We start from the raw sequence: 15,387 nt of genomic DNA on the forward strand, positions 1-15,387 counted from the left end.
CCAATTTATAGGGATTTAATACCCGTCTTGTCGCATGGGCCGGTTTTATCTCGACAAGCCCCCGTGGGGGCGTTATTCGAAAGCCGATTTCAATCGTTTAAGGGAACCGTGGCCATGGGCGAGAAGACAGAAAAACTCCTTTCCATCCTGAAACTCCAGCCTGTCGTTCCGGTCCTGATCGTCGATGATGCCAAGTCGGCTGTATCGCTTGCCCGCGCGCTCGTTGCGGGCGGCCTGAAGGCGATCGAGATCACCATGCGCACGCCGGCTGCCCTCGACGCTGTGCGTGCAGTCGCCGCTGAAGTGGAAGGCGCGGAAGTCGGCGCCGGCACCATCCTCAACGCCGCCCATTGGGAAGCCGCCGTAAAGGCTGGCTCCAAGTTCATCGTCAGCCCCGGCACGACCCAGGAGCTGCTGGACGCCGCAGCCGATTCTCCGGTGCCGCTGCTGCCGGGGGCTGCGACCGCAAGCGAAGTCATGGCGCTGCGCGAAGAAGGCTACCAGGTTCTCAAGTTCTTTCCGGCCGAGCAGGCCGGCGGTGCGGCCTATCTCAAGGCGCTGTCCTCGCCGCTTGCCGGTACGTTCTTCTGCCCGACCGGCGGCATCTCGCTCAAGAATGCCAATGACTATCTCTCGCTGCCGAACGTCGTCTGCGTCGGCGGCTCGTGGGTCGCGCCGAAGGAACTGGTTGCGGCAGGTGACTGGGCCGGCATCACCAAGCTTGCTTCCGAAGCTTTTGCGCTGAAGGGCTGAGCGGGCCGCGCAATCGGGTCTTAAAACCTAAAGTCTTGCACGAGGGTGGCTTGCCGCCCTCGTTTGTATTTCGGCAGTCGCAAACCTATGTTCTCCTCCAGCCTCTGCAACAGGGAGAAGACGAGGACATGTTCGACGCGAAGAAGCTACTCGACCAGTTTCTGGGATCGCAGGTGCCGGGCGTGGGCGGCAGCGTGCGTGATCGGGCCGGCGATGCGATCCAGATGGCGAAGGACAATCCGCTGAAGACCGGCGCGCTTGCCGCCGTTCTTCTCGGCACCAAGACCGGTCGCAGCATCGCAGGCAATGCCATTACGATCGGCGGGCTCGCGGCCATTGCAGGTCTCGGCTATCAGGCCTGGAAGAATTATCAGGCCGGGCAGGCGCCGGCGGCACCGTCCGACGCGCCGACGGCCAACAATCCCGTGCTTCTGCCGCCGCCTGCCGAATCCGGCTTCGGAACGGCTTCGCCGGCAACCAGCAACGAATTCGTGCTTGTCCTTATCCGCGCCATGATCGCCGCCGCCAAGGCCGACGGCCATATCGACGACGCGGAACGGAAGCTCATCATGGACAAAGTCAAGGCCGCCGATGTCAGCGGCGAAGCCGCAAGCTTCATCGAGCGCGAGCTTTCGGAGCCGACGGATATCGATGCGCTTGTCGCAGCCGCCGTGACCGAGGAGCAGAAGGTCGAACTCTATACGGCCTCGCGCCTGACGATCGAGCCCGATTCACGGGCCGAACGCGGTTATCTCGATCTGCTTGCAGGCCGGCTCGGTCTTCCCGATCAGCTTGTCGATCATATCGAAGCGACGGTTTCTTCCGCCAAGACGACGCTGTCGCAATAGGATCGGCGGACAGCCCCCAGGGCCGGTTGCCTTTGCAGGGCGGCTGGCCTATCCACTCCCGGACAAGAGGAGTGACTATCCATGAGCCCGGAAAGCCGTTCGCAGGCAATCGCCGCCGCCATCATCCTTATTTGTGCCGGGCTGGTGATCTATTTCCTGCCGACCATCGTGCTGTGGATCGGCAGTTTTTCGCCGACACTGGCGGTCATCGTCGGCGTCTGCCTGCTGATGTGTTTCTTCGGCATCTTCTGGCTGCGGGCGCGCTATCAGCGCAGGAGGCCTTGACGCTATCCCTGCAGGGAGGCACCGAGCAGCAGGATGCCCATCAGGATCACGAGAAGTGCCCCCGCTATCTCGATTGCGTTGCCGATCCAGACCGAAGCCGGCGAACCGCGGCCGGAGAGGCGCACCGCCGTGCCCTTGGCGGTAACGGCAAGCGTGGCGAGGATCGCAACGGTGATGGCAGTGCCGAGCGACATGGCGACGACAGAGAGCACGCCGCCGAGATAAAGCCCGTTCAGCAGTGAGAAGGTCATGACCAGCAGGGCGCCGGAACAGGGGCGCAAGCCCACGGCGATGACTGCCGACCAGGCTTCGCGCATGCTGAACCTGTCGCCGCCGACGAGTGACGGATCGGGCAGGTGGGAATTGCCGCAGGTTTCGCAGACCATGCCGGGCACATAGGTGTGGCCAGGATCCACGGCCTGCGCCTTGCCGCTGAAGCGGAAATCCGCGCTCCGGCGTTCGGCCGCATTGTCCTTCCAGTCCAGCATCATGCCGACCGGGCCGGCCGACGTTGCCATCAGCTGACGGCGCGGCAGGCTGCGGGCCATTGAGCGCAGCTTGCGAAAGAGCAGCCAGCCGCCAAAGAGGATGACCATCACGAAACTTGCGATTTCCATGGCCTGTGTCGCCATGGTCAGCGTGATGCCGGTGCCGCGCAGCACCAGCCACGCACCGCCGACGAGAACGACCGCCATGACGCCCTGCACGAAGGCCGAGATGAAGGAGATCACGACTCCGCGTCGAAGCTCGACCTCGTTGGCGATCATGTAGGACGAGATGACGGCCTTGCCGTGGCCGGGACCGGCAGCGTGGAAGACACCGTAGGCGAAAGAGAGGCCGATCAGCGAAGAAAGCTGCCACGGGTCCTGGCGCATCTCCTTCAGGGCGCCGGTCAGCGCACGGTAGAACGCCTGCTGCTCATAGTTCACGTAGAGGAAGAGAGGCGCCAGCGGCCCGCCCGTCGGCTGGAAGCTCGGCTCCGCCGTGCCGATGCCGAGCGGCGATTGCGCATGGGCGGCGACGGCCATGGCAGCGAGCGCAAGCAGGGCGAGCGACAGGCGTCTTGTCAGCATGTGACCTCCAGCCGCGTGGCAAAGAGCTTCGACATATTGGTGCCGGTCGGATCGTTGAAGAAGGCGTCGGTCAGCGACTGCTTGTTTTCCGAAATCACCTCGTCCGCATCCGGGCGCACGACCGCGTGCTTGCAGGCCTTGAAGCCGTCGCCGACCATGGCAAGCTCGTTGTCGGTCGGGAAGTCGATCGAGGTATAGAGCGTCGGATCATAGACGCCGAAGGTCAGTTTGCCCTTCAGCGGCATCTTTTCCACCGGCTTGACGGCAAAGAACATCAGCAGCTGGCCTTCCTTGTAGTCGACATGAATGATGTCGGGCTTCTGGACGGTGATGTTCTTCCCGTTGATCGTCAGGTTCATGTAGTAATCGTAATCGGCAAGCGAATCGCGGACCGTCTTGCCCACTTCGGCGAGCTCGTTCGGCTCCAGCTTCAGATCGGTGTTCTTGTCGAAATCCATGACGACGGAGGAGGAGAAGACCTCGTCGAAGCGCCAGACATTGCGCAGCTCCTCGATGCTGCCATCCGGTGCGGCAACGACCTCCAGCCGCGCTTCCACGAATATATGGGGATGGGCGAAGGCGGTGGCGGGGGCCAGCGAAAGAAGCCCGGTCGTCAGAAATATCGATCGTTTCATGCTTGCCGGCTACCCTGTTCGGTTCGGTGATGTCTCGCCAGAAAATGGGACGGAATTGGGACCGGCCCTGCGACGCTTGGGCGCGTTTGGCCGGTCGCTTCAGGGGTGTTTCTTGAACCAGTTGGAGAGATAATCCACGAAAATCCTGACCTTTGCCGGCAGGTAGCGCCGGTGCGGGTAGACCGCATAGATGCCGCGATCGGTCGGGATGTAATCGTTGAACAGCGTGACCAGCCGGCCGTCCTCGATCGGTTTGCGGGCAATGAAATCGGGGATCAGTGCAATGCCGATCCCCGACAGTGCGGCGCGCAGCGTCGCGTGCGGGCTGTTGACCTCGATCGGGCCGGAGACGGCGACGGCAAAGGAGGTGCTGTCGGGATTGTAGAAGCGGATGCTCGCCTGGCTGCGCGAATTGGTATCGACGATGAAGGGGACATTGGAAATATCCGTCGGATGTTCGAGATCCGGATAGCGCTCGAGGAATTCCGGTGTCGCGCAGATATGCACGCGGAAATCCGAAATCTTGCGGGCGATCATACCGGAATCTTCGAGCTTCGTGACGCGCACGGCCACGTCGAAACCTTCCTCGATCAGATCGACGAAGCGGTCGTCGGCGGCGATCTCGAGCTGCAGGTTCGGGTTTTCCTTGGCGAAGTCGATCAGCGACTGGCCGACATCGGCATCGACGAAGGTGCGGGGCACCGAAACCTTGAGGCGACCCTTCAGCTGGGCGTTGTTCTCGCGCACGAGATCGGCGAGGTTGTCGATCTCCTTCAGGATGTCGGAGGCGGTGCGATAATAGGTGTGTCCGGCCTCGGTCATGGAGAACTGACGGGTGGTGCGATTGAGCAGCAACGCGCCGAGTTCGTCCTCCAGTTCGCGCACATATTTCGACAGCAGCGCCTTGGAGCGGCCGGTGCGCCGCGCCGCAGCGGAAAAGCCTTCTGCTTCAACGACATCGATGAAGGCGCGTATGCGGGTCAAGGTGTCCATGACGATCCCCAAATCTGTTGAACGAGGTTGAACAAATTGTTCCCCATCGTTCAATTATTTTTTTGAGTTGGAGCATAAAATTTCTCTTGATTGTGAAGGCGAATATACTTATTTCACGGGCTGCCCAAAGTCGCACGTGCCTGTGGGTGTCCGCCGACCCTCGATTAGGTGAGGTCATCGGTAAGGTACCTGGAACTAACCGCTCCAGTCGCTATTCCGGCCAACCGGGAAATGCGAGGACATCTTGAAGCAACGACGGTGCGGGCCTTTCTGGTGTCTGCCGGCTTTCCATCAGCCGGGGTTACTGAAGAGGCACACCTTCATTGCCGGAAGTGCGGCGGGACTCTCCCACCAATCCAAGGCAGACAAAGCCGAGCCCATGCCATTCTGTGGCGTTGGTTCATTATCTGCGCATCAGGCGCTTGCAAGGTACCGGGGTCTCCACCGGCTGGTTCCTTTGCGGGCGGTTGCTTGCCCTTTGTCCTCCGGGCCGCCCGGAGCCTGGAACTGAGAAGAGGGTTATTGACATGACCACCCAGCGTATTCGCGACTTTCTCGCCGCCCGCCGTCCCGACGGCCCCTGCCTCGTCGTGGATCTCGATGTCGTGCGCGATAACTTCCACGCTTTCCGTCACGCGATGCCGGACAGCGCGATCTATTATGCCGTCAAGGCCAACCCGGCCCCGGAAGTCCTGAAGCTGCTCGCCAGCCTCGGCTCCAATTTCGACTGCGCTTCGGTTGCAGAAATCGAAATGGCGCTTGAGGCCGGTGCGACCGCAGCCCGCATTTCCTACGGCAACACGATCAAGAAGGAACGCGATATCGCCCGTGCCCATGCGCTCGGCGTCAGCCTCTTCGCAGTCGACAGCCACGAAGAAGTCGAGAAGATTTCCCGTGCAGCTCCGGGCGCCCGCGTTTTCTGCCGCGTTCTGACCGATGGCGAAGGCGCCGAATGGCCGCTGTCGCGCAAGTTCGGCTGCGTTCCGCAGATGGCCGTCGACGTTCTCGTCTACGCTCACCAGCTCGGCCTGCAGTCCTACGGCGTCTCGTTCCATGTCGGCTCGCAGATGACCAAGGTCGATGCCTGGGATTCGGCTCTTGCCGATGCCAAGCGCGTCTTCGTCCAGCTTGCCAAGCAGGGTATCCACCTGCAGATGGTCAATATGGGCGGCGGCTTCCCGACCAAGTACCTGCGCGACGTTCCGTCGGCGGAAGCTTACGGCAAGTCGATCTACCAGGCGCTGCGCACGCATTTCGGCAACCAGATCCCGCAGACGATCATCGAACCGGGCCGCGGCATGGTCGGCAACGCAGGCGTCATCAAGGCTGAAGTCGTGCTGATCTCCAAGAAGTCGGACAATGACGACGCTCGCTGGGTCTTCCTCGACATCGGCAAGTTCGGCGGTCTCGCCGAGACGATGGACGAGGCCATCCGCTACCCGATCCGCACAGAGCGCGACGGCGACGAGATGGAGCCCTGCGTGATCGCCGGCCCGACCTGCGATTCGGCCGACGTGCTTTATGAAAAGAACCTCTATCCGCTGCCGATTTCCCTGACGATCGGCGACGAGGTTCTGATCGAAGGCACCGGCGCCTACACGACGACCTACTCGGCGGTCGCCTTCAACGGCTTCGAGCCGCTGAAGGCCTACGTCATCTAAGGCCCTGTTTCTGCCAGCCCCGTAACCAGCCGGGGCGGCAAATTCACAATTCTCCGAAGTCACCGTCTGAAACGGTTTTGAGTGCGGGAGGCCAAAATGGCCGCTGTTCTTGATTCTGTCCGCGCATTTTTTGCGCCTGTCACCTTCACTATCGACGCGGAAAATCCGTCCGACGTCGTCGCCCGCGAGACCTTGCTCGACCGTGTCATGGGGCCGGACCGCCGCAAGAAATCGTCGGAAATGATCCGCCGCAACCGCATTCCGGCCGAGGGCCTGGCACTGGTGGCGCGTGACCGCGACGGTCGGGTGATCGGCACGGTTCGTCTGTGGAATGTCGAGGCCGGCATCAACCAGGAAGGTACGGCACTCGACGCGCTGCTGCTCGGCCCGCTCGCCGTCGACAACAAGCATGGCGGCAAGGGTATCGGCTCGGCGCTGATGCGTGCGGCTCTTCTCGAAGCAAAGAACCGTGGTCACGGCGCAGTCCTGCTCGTCGGCGATGCGGAATATTACGAGCGCTTCGGCTTTTCCGCCGAGAAGGCTCGTCACCTCGTCATGCCCGGCCCCTTCGAACGCTCGCGCTTTCTGGCGCTCGAGCTCGTCGAGGGGTGGCTTGGCGGCGCGGCCGGCATGATCGTCCCGTCGGGACGCATGCTGGCCGGCGCGCCGGTCCGGAAGGCGGCCTGACCGGCATCGCCCCTCCCATTTCCGGGAGGGGCTTTTCCGTTTCAGGCCTATCGGCGACGGTTCACGGAGCCTTTGCCTCGACGCGGCCATTCTCGATCAGCCAGCGGACGGCTTCCTGCACGGCCTGCAGCGAGCTGTAGCGCGGCGTGAAACCGAGCAGCCGGCGGGCCTTTTCCATCGAGCAGTTGGGGCTGCGGGCGATATGTTCCCAGGTGGCTTTCGCCTCCTCGGGTTTCTGTCTTTCCGCCCAGCTTTCGTAGGGCAGGAATTCCAGTTTCGCCTCCTGGCCGAACCACGCGGCCATAGCCTCGGCGTAACCTCGCAGCGTGATCGCCTTTTCCGACACCGCATGGAAGGCCTCACCAACGGCAGCCTCGGGCTTTGCGATGGCCGCCATGAAGAGTTCGGCAATGTCATCGGCGTGGACGTGATGGACGGTTTCCATGCCAAAATTCGGCAGGGCCAGCGTCTCGCCGCGTGCCAGCGTCGTGAAGACCGCGGGATTGAAGTGGCCGGCCGGGTTCAGCGGGTTCCAACCGGGACCGACGATATGGCCCGGATGGATCAGCGTTGCGGGGAAGTTTCTCTCCCGCGCCATCCTCAAAAGATAGGCTTCGATCGCCGCTTTCTTCACGCCGTAGTCGCCGAATGGCTTCTTCGGTGCCTCTTCGGGTGTCGGAACGACGGTGGAGAAGCCATGTGTCCAGATCGTGCCGGTATGGAGAAAATGGCGGACACGACCGTCAAGCGCGGCTGCGAGCTGTTCGGCGCTTTCAGGCGTGAAGCAGATCATGTCGATGACGATTTCGCCTTCAAGCGCGCGGATCGCCTCCCCGAAACGGTCTTCGGCCTCTAGCGCCGAGCGGTCCATATGTCTGATGTCGACCCGCCTCCATGCGTCATGCGCCTTGTAAGGTGCGGCTGCGCCGCGGCTGATCGCCACGACCTGATGGCCGGCCTCGACGAGGCGGGGCACAAGATAGGTGCCGACATGTCCTGTTGCTCCGATGACGATTACGCGGGCCATGCAATCTCCTCCAGATGCGCATTCGGGCTTGTGCTGTGCACTATGTCGTGCCGCTTCACTGAACGGCAAGTGGCCAATGCGCGGATCATAAAGTTTCACGTCCGCGTGAATCGCCGGCCTTCGCTACTGATTTACCAGGCAGTCGCACTAGCTCATCGCTCCATGATCAAACGCCTTGTTCTCAGTCTTCTGCTGCTCGTTCCCTTTGACGCTGTCGCCCAGCAGCAGAATGACGCCGTTTCGGCCCTGCTTGACAATCTCGCAAACCGGGACGAGCTGAAGCCGCTGAAAACCGTCATTGTCGCCCGTGACGGACGCATCGTGGCGGAGCACGGCTACCGTGGCCACACGCCATTGGAATCGACCAACATCAAATCCGCTTCGAAATCGATCATTTCGGCGCTGGTCGGTATCGCCATCGGCAAGGGGCTGCTGGAAGGGCCGGATCAGAAGATCGCGCCGATCCTGAAGGCCGATCTGCCGGCGTCTGCGGATCCTCGCCTCAACGAGATCACGATCGGCAACCTTCTTTCCATGCAGGCGGGGCTGGATCGCCTGTCAGGGCCGAACTACGGCCGCTGGGTTTCCTCACGCAACTGGGTCCGCTTTGCACTCTCGCAGCCGTTCGTCGATCAGCCGGGCGGAGCAATGCTCTATTCCACCGCTTCGACGCATATTCTCTCCGCCATTCTCACCAAAGTCGGCGGCAGATCGACGCTGGCGCTGGCGCGGGAATGGCTTGGGCCGGTCGAGGGCTTCCATATCGGCGCGTGGGAGCGGGATCCGCAGGGGATCTATCTCGGTGGCAACCAGATGGCGATGAGCGCCCGATCCTTGCTCGCCTTCGGCGAACTCTACCGCAATGGCGGGCGTACAACCGATGGCCGACAGGTGGTCCCTGCCGACTGGGTCGGCCTGTCCTGGCAGCGCCGTACCAATTCGCGCTTCTCCGGCGACGACTATGGCTACGGCTGGTTCACGCGGCAGATCGGTGGGGAGGAGGTGCATTTCGCCTGGGGCTATGGGGGCCAGATGCTCTATATCGTGCCGTCACTCGATCTCACCGTCGTCATGACCTCGCAGGAGAGCGGCCCGTCCGCGCGCAACGGCTACAGGGATGCGCTGCATGACCTGCTGGGTGAGATCATCAGCACTGTGCGCGCTGCCTGACGCAGAAAAAGCGTGGATCGTTAGATTTTTAACAAAGCATCCAATCAAACCGCAAATCGCCTCCTGTAGGGTACGCGGCGTGGGACTTCGGGACGAGTTCGATGCTGCTGGATCTGCGGACTATTTATTTCATCGTTGCGGTGAGCTGTATCGTTCTGAGCGCTCTCCAATTTGCCGCCTATGCGACAGGCCGCTTCGAACGCTGGCCGCTCTGGTGGGGTGCCAGCAACCTGCTCGTCGGTATCGGCTCCTTTCTCGTCGCACTGCGCAACTTCGTTCCCTACTATATCTCCATCGACGCGGGTAACGTGCTGACCATTGTCGGTTACATGCTGATGTTCTTTGCCGTCCGCGCCTTTGCGGGGCATCCGATCGACCGGCGCCATTCCTGGATCGTGATCGTCTGCGGCAGCCTGCCGGTGGCGCTTTTCATCAGCGACCCGGCTGCGGTATCCGAGCGCCTTCTTTATGTCTCGGTGATCTGCTGCCTTTGTGACCTTACCATCGTCAGGGAAGCCGCAGGCATTGCCCGGCGCGAGAAGCTCTATTCGGCGGCACTTCTTTGCGGGCTTTACGTCGCCACTGCGGCCATTTTTGCCGTCCGCAGCTTTCTGGCCGCAACCGGCAATATCGGCGGGCCGGATCCCTTCGGCGCCAGCGTGGTCCATAGCTGGATGGCGGTATCGGCGGTGGCCTTCATCATGCTGCGCAGCATGGCGATGGTGCTGATGGCGGCGGAGCGCAGCCGCAACCAGCTCATCGAGCTTGCCCATCACGATCCGCTCACCGGGGTGCTCAACCGCAGCGGCCTTGCCCAGCATGTGCCGCAGCTCGCCGGCCATCCGCTATCGCTTCTCATCATCGATGTCGACAATTTCAAGCAGTTGAACGACCGGCACGGCCATGCCGCAGGCGATGAGGTTCTGCGGCTTTTTTCCACGGTGGCGAAGGGCATCCTGCGTCCCGGCGACCTGCTTGCCCGACAGGGCGGGGACGAATTCCTGGCGGTGCTTGGGACTGTGGATCGGGAAGAGGCCGTGGCGATCGCAAACCGTGTTCGGCTTTCCTTCGCGGCGGCGGTCATGCAGATGCCGGATCTGGCGATCTTTCCGACCTTGAGCATCGGCGTTTCCGTACGTACGCCCGAGATCGGGGATTTCGAACGACTTGTGCAGAAGGCGGATGAGGCACTCTACCGCTCGAAACGGGAAGGCCGCAACCGTGTCGAGGTGTCTGGGGAAAGCCAGCAGGCCGCCTGACGGCGCTTCGCCGTCCTCAGATGTTCTGATCCATCGTTTCGGCGGGAATTTCATCGTTGCGGTGAATACGCACCACCGTTGCCGGGACGCCGGCCACCGTGCAATGGGCCGGCACCGGTTTGAGCACGACACTGCCGGCGGCGATCTTGCTGAACGCGCCGATCTCGATATTGCCGAGGATCTTCGCGCCGGCACCGATCATCACGCCGTGGCGGATTTTCGGGTGGCGGTCTCCCGTCTCCTTGCCGGTTCCGCCGAGCGTGACATTCTGCAGGATCGAGACCTCGTCCTCGATGACGGCCGTCTCGCCGATGACGATGCCCGAGCCGTGGTCCAGCATGATCGACGAGCCGATCCTTGCCGCCGGATGGATATCGGGACCGAAGACCAGCGAGGCGAGGTTGGAAAGCCAGCTGGCAATCTCGAAACGGCCGGCGGTCCAGAGAGCATGGGCAATGCGGTGTGTCTGCAGGGCATGAAACCCCTTGAGGTTCAGCAGCGCGTGCAGATAGGTGCTGCAGGCCGGATCGCGCTCGCGCACGGCCAGCAGATCGGCTTCGATGGCGGTGCCTATATCGGCATGCTCGAGCAACATCCCGTGAAACAGCCGGAAGAGTTCCTCGGTATCGACCTTCGCCACGGCGAGGCGCGCGGAGATCACATGCGCGATGATATCTGCGTCGCTATCGGCGCGGATAATCTGCGTTTCGAGCAAAGTGCGCAATGTCGGCTCACGCGCGGCGAGATCCGTCGCCTCGGCGCGAATTGCCGACCACACCGACGTGAAGGCGCCCAGCTCCTTGGCGGCGGCACTATTCGAAGCGTGCATATTCGGATCCCTGTTCTTGCAATCTGCGCGCGGCCGATTTTCAGCGACGGTATGGAACGGCACTATACACCGGTTCCGCGAGGCGACGCCAATGGTAGAGCATGTCAGGCTCTCCTTCCTCGTTGTCGCTGCCGTCCGTTTCCGCGATGGGCGAGAAGCCACGCGCTTCATAGAAGGCGCGTGCACGGCGATTTTGCTGGAATGTCCACAGGCGAACGTCGTTCATCTCGTCTGTCGCAGAGGAAAGAAGCCTCGTGCCGATCCCCATCCCCTGCACATCGGGCAGAATATAGAGCTGCTCGATCCAGCCATTTCCGTAGGCGATGACGCCGACGAGTCCGGCGTCGACGAAAGCGCCGAGAGCCGTGTATTCCGCCAGCAGATGGCTTCGCCAGTAGGCTTCGTCTTCCTCGGGCGTGTGCACATCGCGAAGATGCGGCAGGGCGTGCCATAGTGCGATCCGCCGCACCATGGCCGCCTGATACGCATGTCCGGCCGTCAGAGGCGCGATCTCGATGGCCATGGGATCAGGCCGCCGCGATATCCACCACGCCGCAATCGCCGGTTTCGGAGGCGAAGGCGAGCAGCTTGCCGTTCCTGCTCCAGCTCATGCTCGTGATCGCACCCTTGCCGGGGCGTCGCAGCAGGGCTTCCTTGCTGTCTGCGAGACGGACGGCGAGGATCATGCCGTCGATGAAGCCGATGGCGAGGATATCCTCGGCCGGATGGAATTTCACCGCGGTTGCCATGATGTTTGCGCGGGTTCCGAGTTCCAGCGGCGCCTTGCCCATCGGACCGTCCTTGCCCTGGAAGGGCCAGACGATGGCGGCCGGTGCACCCGAGGAGGCAAGCCATTTGCCCTTGGCCGACCAGGAGAGCGACTTTACCTTGGCCGGATAGCCGGTCATGCGCATGTGGCGGGCCTCCGCGCCCGACTTGCCGTCGAGCTTCCAGCCGTGCAGCGCGTTTTCCTGCATCGAGGTAACGAGAAAATTGCCGTCGGGCGAGAAGGTCACGCCGGTATGGGCGCCCTTCCATTCGAGATCGATCGGCTTGGCGTTCGTGCCGACCCAATGAAGCGAAACGCCGTTATAACGCGCTGCGGCAATGCGCAGGCCCTTCGGCGCGAAGGCGATGCCTTCGACCGTGCGCTCTTCGGGAAATTCCTTGGTCGTGCCGTCGGCCAGACGCACGAGCGTGCTCTTGCCGTAGGAATAGGCGACCGCCCCCTGCGGGCCGGCGGCGACCTGCGAAATCCATTTGCGCGGCGCCGACGCGATCTCGCTGACATTGCCGTCTGCGCCGATGCGTAGCACCTTGCCGTCTTCGCCGCCGGAAATCAGGCTTTCGCTATAGGGATCGCGGATCGCCGTCAGCATGCCCTGGTGGGCTTCGATGACCTTGTCGTTGCCTTCGAGCCGGTGAAAGGTGCCGTCGGCACTCGCGAAGAAGGGGACATCACCTAAAAATTCGACGGCCAGAACGTGGCCGTCGAGATCAAGCGGTGCAACTGTCGGCATCAGGCAGTCGCCTCGCACGCCTTGAAGGATTCTTCGAGCTTGGTGCGGTCGAGGTCGCGGCCGATGAAGACGAGACGGCTCTCGTGCTTTTCGCCATCCTTCCACGGACGCTGGTGATCGCCTTCGATGATCATGTGCACGCCCTGGACGACATAGCGCTCGGCGTCATCCTTGAAAGCGATGATGCCCTTGAGCCGCAGGATGTTCGGACCCTGCGTCTGGGTGATCTTCTGAATCCAGGGGAAGAAGCGCTCCGGGTTCATCTCGCCGCCGCGCAGCGAAACGGACTGTACCGTGATGTCGTGGATGGCCGACATGTCACCGTGATGGTGGTGATGATGGTCGTGGTCATGATCATGGTGGTCGTGATGATGGTGATCATGATCGCAATCCGGGCCGCAGACGTGATCGTCATGGCCGTGCTCGAGGAAGTGCGGATCGTTTTCCAGCGCGCGCTCGAGGTTGAAGGCGCCCTGGTCCAGAACGCGGGCGAGATCGACGCCCGAACGGCTGGTCTTGTAGACGCGGGCGGCCGGGTTGATGGCACCGACGATATCCTCGATCTGGGCCAGCTCTTCCGGTGTCACGAGATCGGTCTTGTTGATGATGACGACATCGGCGAAGGCGATCTGATCTTCGGCCTCGCGGCTGTCCTTCAGGCGCAGCGGCAGGTGCTTGGCGTCGACGAGAGCAACGACGGCGTCGAGCTCGGTCTTGGAACGGACGTCGTCATCCATGAAGAAGGTCTGGGCGACGGGAACCGGATCGGCAAGGCCGGTGGTTTCGACGATGATGCCATCGAAACGGCCGGGGCGGCGCATCAGGCCTTCGACGACACGGATCAGGTCGCCGCGGACCGTGCAGCACACACAGCCATTGTTCATTTCGTAGATTTCTTCGTCGGATTCGACGATCAGGTCGTTGTCGATGCCGATCTCGCCGAACTCGTTGACGATAACCGCATATTTCTTGCCGTGATTTTCGGAAAGGATACGGTTGAGCAGCGTCGTCTTGCCCGCGCCGAGATAACCGGTGAGCACGGTAACGGGGATGGGCTTCTGCTGTGTCTGGATCGCGTCGGTCATGAGAACCTCTAGGAATAGGGCTTTGACCCCGAGGCAAAGTTCGGGGCCGGAATTGGTCGGTTTCATATAGGCGCTTGGGAGCGGCAGTTCAAAGGGTTTTGTATGTTATAAGATCACATTGCCTAATCATCGAAACCGGCGTTATCGCAGCCGGTCCGCGTCGAAGGCGTCGACATCCTGCAGCAGTTCCACCAAGCCGCCGACAGCATGGGCAATCAGTGCTTCGCCCTTTGCCGCGGTTGCCTTCGCGGCGTTGCCGGCAACGCCCTGCGGATTGAGGTCCGACATCTTCCAGCCGAAGGCGTGCGGGCCATAGGCGCGCAGGTGTCTGAAGCGCTCGGCAAACTCCGTCTGGCGGGAGGTGAAGTCGGCCGCGCTCGCCATGTCCACGCGCTCCGGATGGAGAGCCAGCATGACGGATGTCTCGATATCGCCGCCGTGGATATCGACCGCCTTTTCTTCGGGAGAGATCACACCGTCGGGAACGCCGAAGCGGGTCCAGCTGGTGGCGATGGCGAGCATGTTGAAACGCACGCGCGCTTCCGTGGCGACGATCGTCATCAGCGGTGAGTTGCCGCCATGGGCGTTCAGCATCACGAACTTGCGGATGCCCAGTTTCGTCAGTCCTTCGGCGATAGTGAGCCAGCGCTTTATGGCTGTATCAAAAGGAAGCGTCTTCGTTCCTTCAACATCCATGTGCTCTAAGGAGTAGCCGACCGATTCGACAGGGAGTACGGTGACGGGCAAACCGGCCGGCAGGGCGGTTTTCAGCCTGTTGACGATACCTTCGGCGATCAACGTGTCGGTTTCGAAGGGCAGATGCGGACCGTGCTGTTCATGGGCGCCGAGTGGCAGGACAGCTATCCAGCGGCGACGTGCCTCCGGCGCGAGCGCCGGGTCATTGTCCTCGAAACGGAACGACGGAACCAACATCGGGCCTTGCCTCTTGTTTATGACGAGATGATGGGCAATGTCATATCGCAGCCTGGGCAGTGCTTAAAGATCAAAGGGATGGCAATGGGCAAGAAGCATAAGGACGGCAAGAAGCACAAGAAAAGGAAGGACCAGACCGAGTATACGCTCGCCGATCTTTCGCCGGCCCTGACGCAGGCTGCCCGCTCCATGCGCACGGTCCTGTCACGCAACCTGCTGGAAAGCGGTCTCTATGCCGGCCAGGACGGTGTGATCCTTTCGCTTGCCGAAAGCGACGGCATGACGGCCGGCGGGCTTGCCCAGAAGCTCGGCGTCAAGGCACCCACCATGACGCGCACGATCGGCCGCATGGAGGCGCAGGGGTTCCTCGAGCGCAAGCCCGATGCCGAGGATGCCCGGCTCACCAAGGTCTACCTCACCGAACTCGGCCGCGGCAGCGTGCAGGCGATCGAGCTTGCCGCGTCCTCCTGCGACAGGCTCGCGACGCTTGATTTCTCCGAAAAGGAAATCCGCAATCTCGTGCGTCTGCTGAAGGCGATCGACGCCAATCTGCAGGCGGAAGCCATGCATGTCGACGAAGATGAGGAAGATTGAAAATTTCCTCAAAAGGCGAATTGCCTGTATCGCTT

General features: G+C 61.9%; 17 protein-coding genes. 8 read left to right on the plus strand and 9 right to left on the minus strand.

The features are described 5' to 3' along the window. The first annotated feature begins 114 nt into the window (after positions 1 to 114). The 3 genes from ACU8HS_RS12130 (at position 115) to ACU8HS_RS12140 (ending at position 1,886) form a co-directional block, all read left to right on the plus strand. Positions 115 to 753, plus strand: coding sequence for a 2-dehydro-3-deoxy-phosphogluconate aldolase (locus ACU8HS_RS12130; RefSeq protein ID WP_112563627.1), 639 nt, complete (start codon positions 115 to 117; stop codon positions 751 to 753). 128 nt (positions 754 to 881) lie between these two features. After that, entirely contained in the window at positions 882 to 1,601 is a 720-nt protein-coding gene (locus ACU8HS_RS12135; RefSeq protein WP_447014468.1) for a tellurite resistance TerB family protein, read from the plus strand. Positions 1,602 to 1,682: 81 nt separating this feature from the next. Beyond that, positions 1,683 to 1,886, plus strand: coding sequence for a hypothetical protein (locus tag ACU8HS_RS12140; protein WP_112703763.1), 204 nt, complete (start codon positions 1,683 to 1,685; stop codon positions 1,884 to 1,886). 2 nt (positions 1,887 to 1,888) lie between these two features. Here ACU8HS_RS12140 and ACU8HS_RS12145 read toward each other — a convergent pair whose 3' ends face one another. The 3 genes from ACU8HS_RS12145 to ACU8HS_RS12155 form a co-directional block, all read right to left on the minus strand. Beyond that, positions 1,889 to 2,959 (minus strand): nickel/cobalt transporter, encoded by a 1,071-nt coding sequence (locus ACU8HS_RS12145; protein WP_447014469.1) that lies wholly within the window; start codon positions 2,957 to 2,959, stop codon positions 1,889 to 1,891. Further along, a complete protein-coding gene (locus ACU8HS_RS12150) occupies positions 2,953 to 3,594 on the minus strand; it encodes a DUF1007 family protein (RefSeq protein WP_112563634.1) in 642 nt (213 codons plus the stop codon). Before ACU8HS_RS12150 ends, ACU8HS_RS12145 begins: the two co-directional genes overlap by 7 nt. Positions 3,595 to 3,693: 99 nt before the next feature. Continuing rightward, positions 3,694 to 4,587 (minus strand): LysR family transcriptional regulator, encoded by an 894-nt coding sequence (locus tag ACU8HS_RS12155; RefSeq protein ID WP_112564106.1) that lies wholly within the window; start codon positions 4,585 to 4,587, stop codon positions 3,694 to 3,696. A gap of 527 nt (positions 4,588 to 5,114) precedes the next feature. Between ACU8HS_RS12155 and odc2 the strand changes: the two genes are divergently transcribed. Continuing rightward, positions 5,115 to 6,248, plus strand: coding sequence for an ornithine/lysine decarboxylase (odc2, locus tag ACU8HS_RS12160; RefSeq protein WP_112703761.1), 1,134 nt, complete (start codon positions 5,115 to 5,117; stop codon positions 6,246 to 6,248). A gap of 96 nt (positions 6,249 to 6,344) precedes the next feature. Next, positions 6,345 to 6,935 (plus strand): GNAT family N-acetyltransferase, encoded by a 591-nt coding sequence (locus ACU8HS_RS12165; RefSeq protein ID WP_112563638.1) that lies wholly within the window; start codon positions 6,345 to 6,347, stop codon positions 6,933 to 6,935. Positions 6,936 to 6,996: 61 nt separating this feature from the next. On the opposite strand, the gene ACU8HS_RS12170 is transcribed toward ACU8HS_RS12165, so the two are convergent. Continuing rightward, positions 6,997 to 7,962: an NAD-dependent epimerase/dehydratase family protein gene (locus ACU8HS_RS12170; RefSeq protein ID WP_447014470.1), complete on the minus strand. Its 966-nt coding sequence runs from the start codon at positions 7,960 to 7,962 to the stop codon at positions 6,997 to 6,999. Positions 7,963 to 8,124: 162 nt separating this feature from the next. Between ACU8HS_RS12170 and ACU8HS_RS12175 the strand changes: the two genes are divergently transcribed. Both ACU8HS_RS12175 and ACU8HS_RS12180 read left to right on the plus strand, forming a co-directional pair. Then, positions 8,125 to 9,132 carry a serine hydrolase domain-containing protein gene (locus ACU8HS_RS12175; protein ID WP_447014471.1) on the plus strand — a complete coding sequence of 336 codons (1,008 nt, stop codon included), beginning with the start codon at positions 8,125 to 8,127 and terminating at the stop codon, positions 9,130 to 9,132. 101 nt (positions 9,133 to 9,233) lie between these two features. Next, positions 9,234 to 10,391 (plus strand): GGDEF domain-containing protein, encoded by a 1,158-nt coding sequence (locus ACU8HS_RS12180; protein WP_447014472.1) that lies wholly within the window; start codon positions 9,234 to 9,236, stop codon positions 10,389 to 10,391. Between the two features lie 16 nt (positions 10,392 to 10,407). Here the strand turns inward: ACU8HS_RS12180 and cysE are convergent, their stop codons facing one another. The 5 genes from cysE to ACU8HS_RS12205 all read right to left on the minus strand — a co-directional run bounded on the left by cysE (position 10,408) and on the right by ACU8HS_RS12205 (position 14,758). After that, positions 10,408 to 11,220: a serine O-acetyltransferase gene (cysE, locus tag ACU8HS_RS12185; protein WP_447014473.1), complete on the minus strand. Its 813-nt coding sequence runs from the start codon at positions 11,218 to 11,220 to the stop codon at positions 10,408 to 10,410. A gap of 40 nt (positions 11,221 to 11,260) precedes the next feature. Continuing rightward, positions 11,261 to 11,743, minus strand: a complete 483-nt coding sequence (locus tag ACU8HS_RS12190) for a GNAT family N-acetyltransferase (RefSeq protein WP_112563649.1) — start codon at positions 11,741 to 11,743, stop codon at positions 11,261 to 11,263. A 4-nt stretch (positions 11,744 to 11,747) separates the two neighbouring features. Continuing rightward, positions 11,748 to 12,740 (minus strand): WD40 repeat domain-containing protein, encoded by a 993-nt coding sequence (locus tag ACU8HS_RS12195; protein ID WP_447014474.1) that lies wholly within the window; start codon positions 12,738 to 12,740, stop codon positions 11,748 to 11,750. Then, on the minus strand, positions 12,740 to 13,825 hold the full coding sequence (locus ACU8HS_RS12200) for a CobW family GTP-binding protein (RefSeq protein ID WP_112563653.1): 1,086 nt from the start codon (positions 13,823 to 13,825) through the stop codon (positions 12,740 to 12,742). Before ACU8HS_RS12200 ends, ACU8HS_RS12195 begins: the two co-directional genes overlap by 1 nt. Before the next feature lie 141 nt (positions 13,826 to 13,966). Then, positions 13,967 to 14,758 carry a creatininase family protein gene (locus ACU8HS_RS12205; protein WP_447014475.1) on the minus strand — a complete coding sequence of 264 codons (792 nt, stop codon included), beginning with the start codon at positions 14,756 to 14,758 and terminating at the stop codon, positions 13,967 to 13,969. A gap of 84 nt (positions 14,759 to 14,842) precedes the next feature. Here ACU8HS_RS12205 and ACU8HS_RS12210 point away from each other — a divergent pair, with 84 nt between their 5' ends. Continuing rightward, positions 14,843 to 15,352 (plus strand): MarR family winged helix-turn-helix transcriptional regulator, encoded by a 510-nt coding sequence (locus ACU8HS_RS12210; RefSeq protein ID WP_112563657.1) that lies wholly within the window; start codon positions 14,843 to 14,845, stop codon positions 15,350 to 15,352. Positions 15,353 to 15,387: the final 35 nt, after the last annotated feature.

It is taken from the genome of Rhizobium sp. KDH_Rht_773_N (assembly GCF_052946295.1).

Excerpts from the sequence above, each read along its gene's own strand:
- ACU8HS_RS12200 (WP_112563653.1), bottom strand. The coding sequence starts at position 13,825 with ATGACCGACGCGATCCAGACACAGCAGAAGCCCATCCCCGTTACCGTG.
- ACU8HS_RS12190 (WP_112563649.1), bottom strand. The coding sequence starts at position 11,743 with ATGGCCATCGAGATCGCGCCTCTGACGGCCGGACATGCGTATCAGGCG.
- ACU8HS_RS12150 (WP_112563634.1), bottom strand. The coding sequence starts at position 3,594 with ATGAAACGATCGATATTTCTGACGACCGGGCTTCTTTCGCTGGCCCCC.
- ACU8HS_RS12205 (WP_447014475.1), bottom strand. The coding sequence starts at position 14,758 with ATGTTGGTTCCGTCGTTCCGTTTCGAGGACAATGACCCGGCGCTCGCG.
- cysE (WP_447014473.1), bottom strand. The coding sequence starts at position 11,220 with ATGCACGCTTCGAATAGTGCCGCCGCCAAGGAGCTGGGCGCCTTCACG.
- ACU8HS_RS12180 (WP_447014472.1), top strand. The coding sequence starts at position 9,234 with ATGCTGCTGGATCTGCGGACTATTTATTTCATCGTTGCGGTGAGCTGT.
- ACU8HS_RS12175 (WP_447014471.1), top strand. The coding sequence starts at position 8,125 with ATGATCAAACGCCTTGTTCTCAGTCTTCTGCTGCTCGTTCCCTTTGAC.
- ACU8HS_RS12155 (WP_112564106.1), bottom strand. The coding sequence starts at position 4,587 with ATGGACACCTTGACCCGCATACGCGCCTTCATCGATGTCGTTGAAGCA.
- ACU8HS_RS12165 (WP_112563638.1), top strand. The coding sequence starts at position 6,345 with ATGGCCGCTGTTCTTGATTCTGTCCGCGCATTTTTTGCGCCTGTCACC.
- ACU8HS_RS12135 (WP_447014468.1), top strand. The coding sequence starts at position 882 with ATGTTCGACGCGAAGAAGCTACTCGACCAGTTTCTGGGATCGCAGGTG.
- ACU8HS_RS12140 (WP_112703763.1), top strand. The coding sequence starts at position 1,683 with ATGAGCCCGGAAAGCCGTTCGCAGGCAATCGCCGCCGCCATCATCCTT.
- ACU8HS_RS12170 (WP_447014470.1), bottom strand. The coding sequence starts at position 7,962 with ATGGCCCGCGTAATCGTCATCGGAGCAACAGGACATGTCGGCACCTAT.
- ACU8HS_RS12145 (WP_447014469.1), bottom strand. The coding sequence starts at position 2,959 with ATGCTGACAAGACGCCTGTCGCTCGCCCTGCTTGCGCTCGCTGCCATG.
- ACU8HS_RS12130 (WP_112563627.1), top strand. The coding sequence starts at position 115 with ATGGGCGAGAAGACAGAAAAACTCCTTTCCATCCTGAAACTCCAGCCT.
- odc2 (WP_112703761.1), top strand. The coding sequence starts at position 5,115 with ATGACCACCCAGCGTATTCGCGACTTTCTCGCCGCCCGCCGTCCCGAC.
- ACU8HS_RS12210 (WP_112563657.1), top strand. The coding sequence starts at position 14,843 with ATGGGCAAGAAGCATAAGGACGGCAAGAAGCACAAGAAAAGGAAGGAC.
- ACU8HS_RS12195 (WP_447014474.1), bottom strand. The coding sequence starts at position 12,740 with ATGCCGACAGTTGCACCGCTTGATCTCGACGGCCACGTTCTGGCCGTC.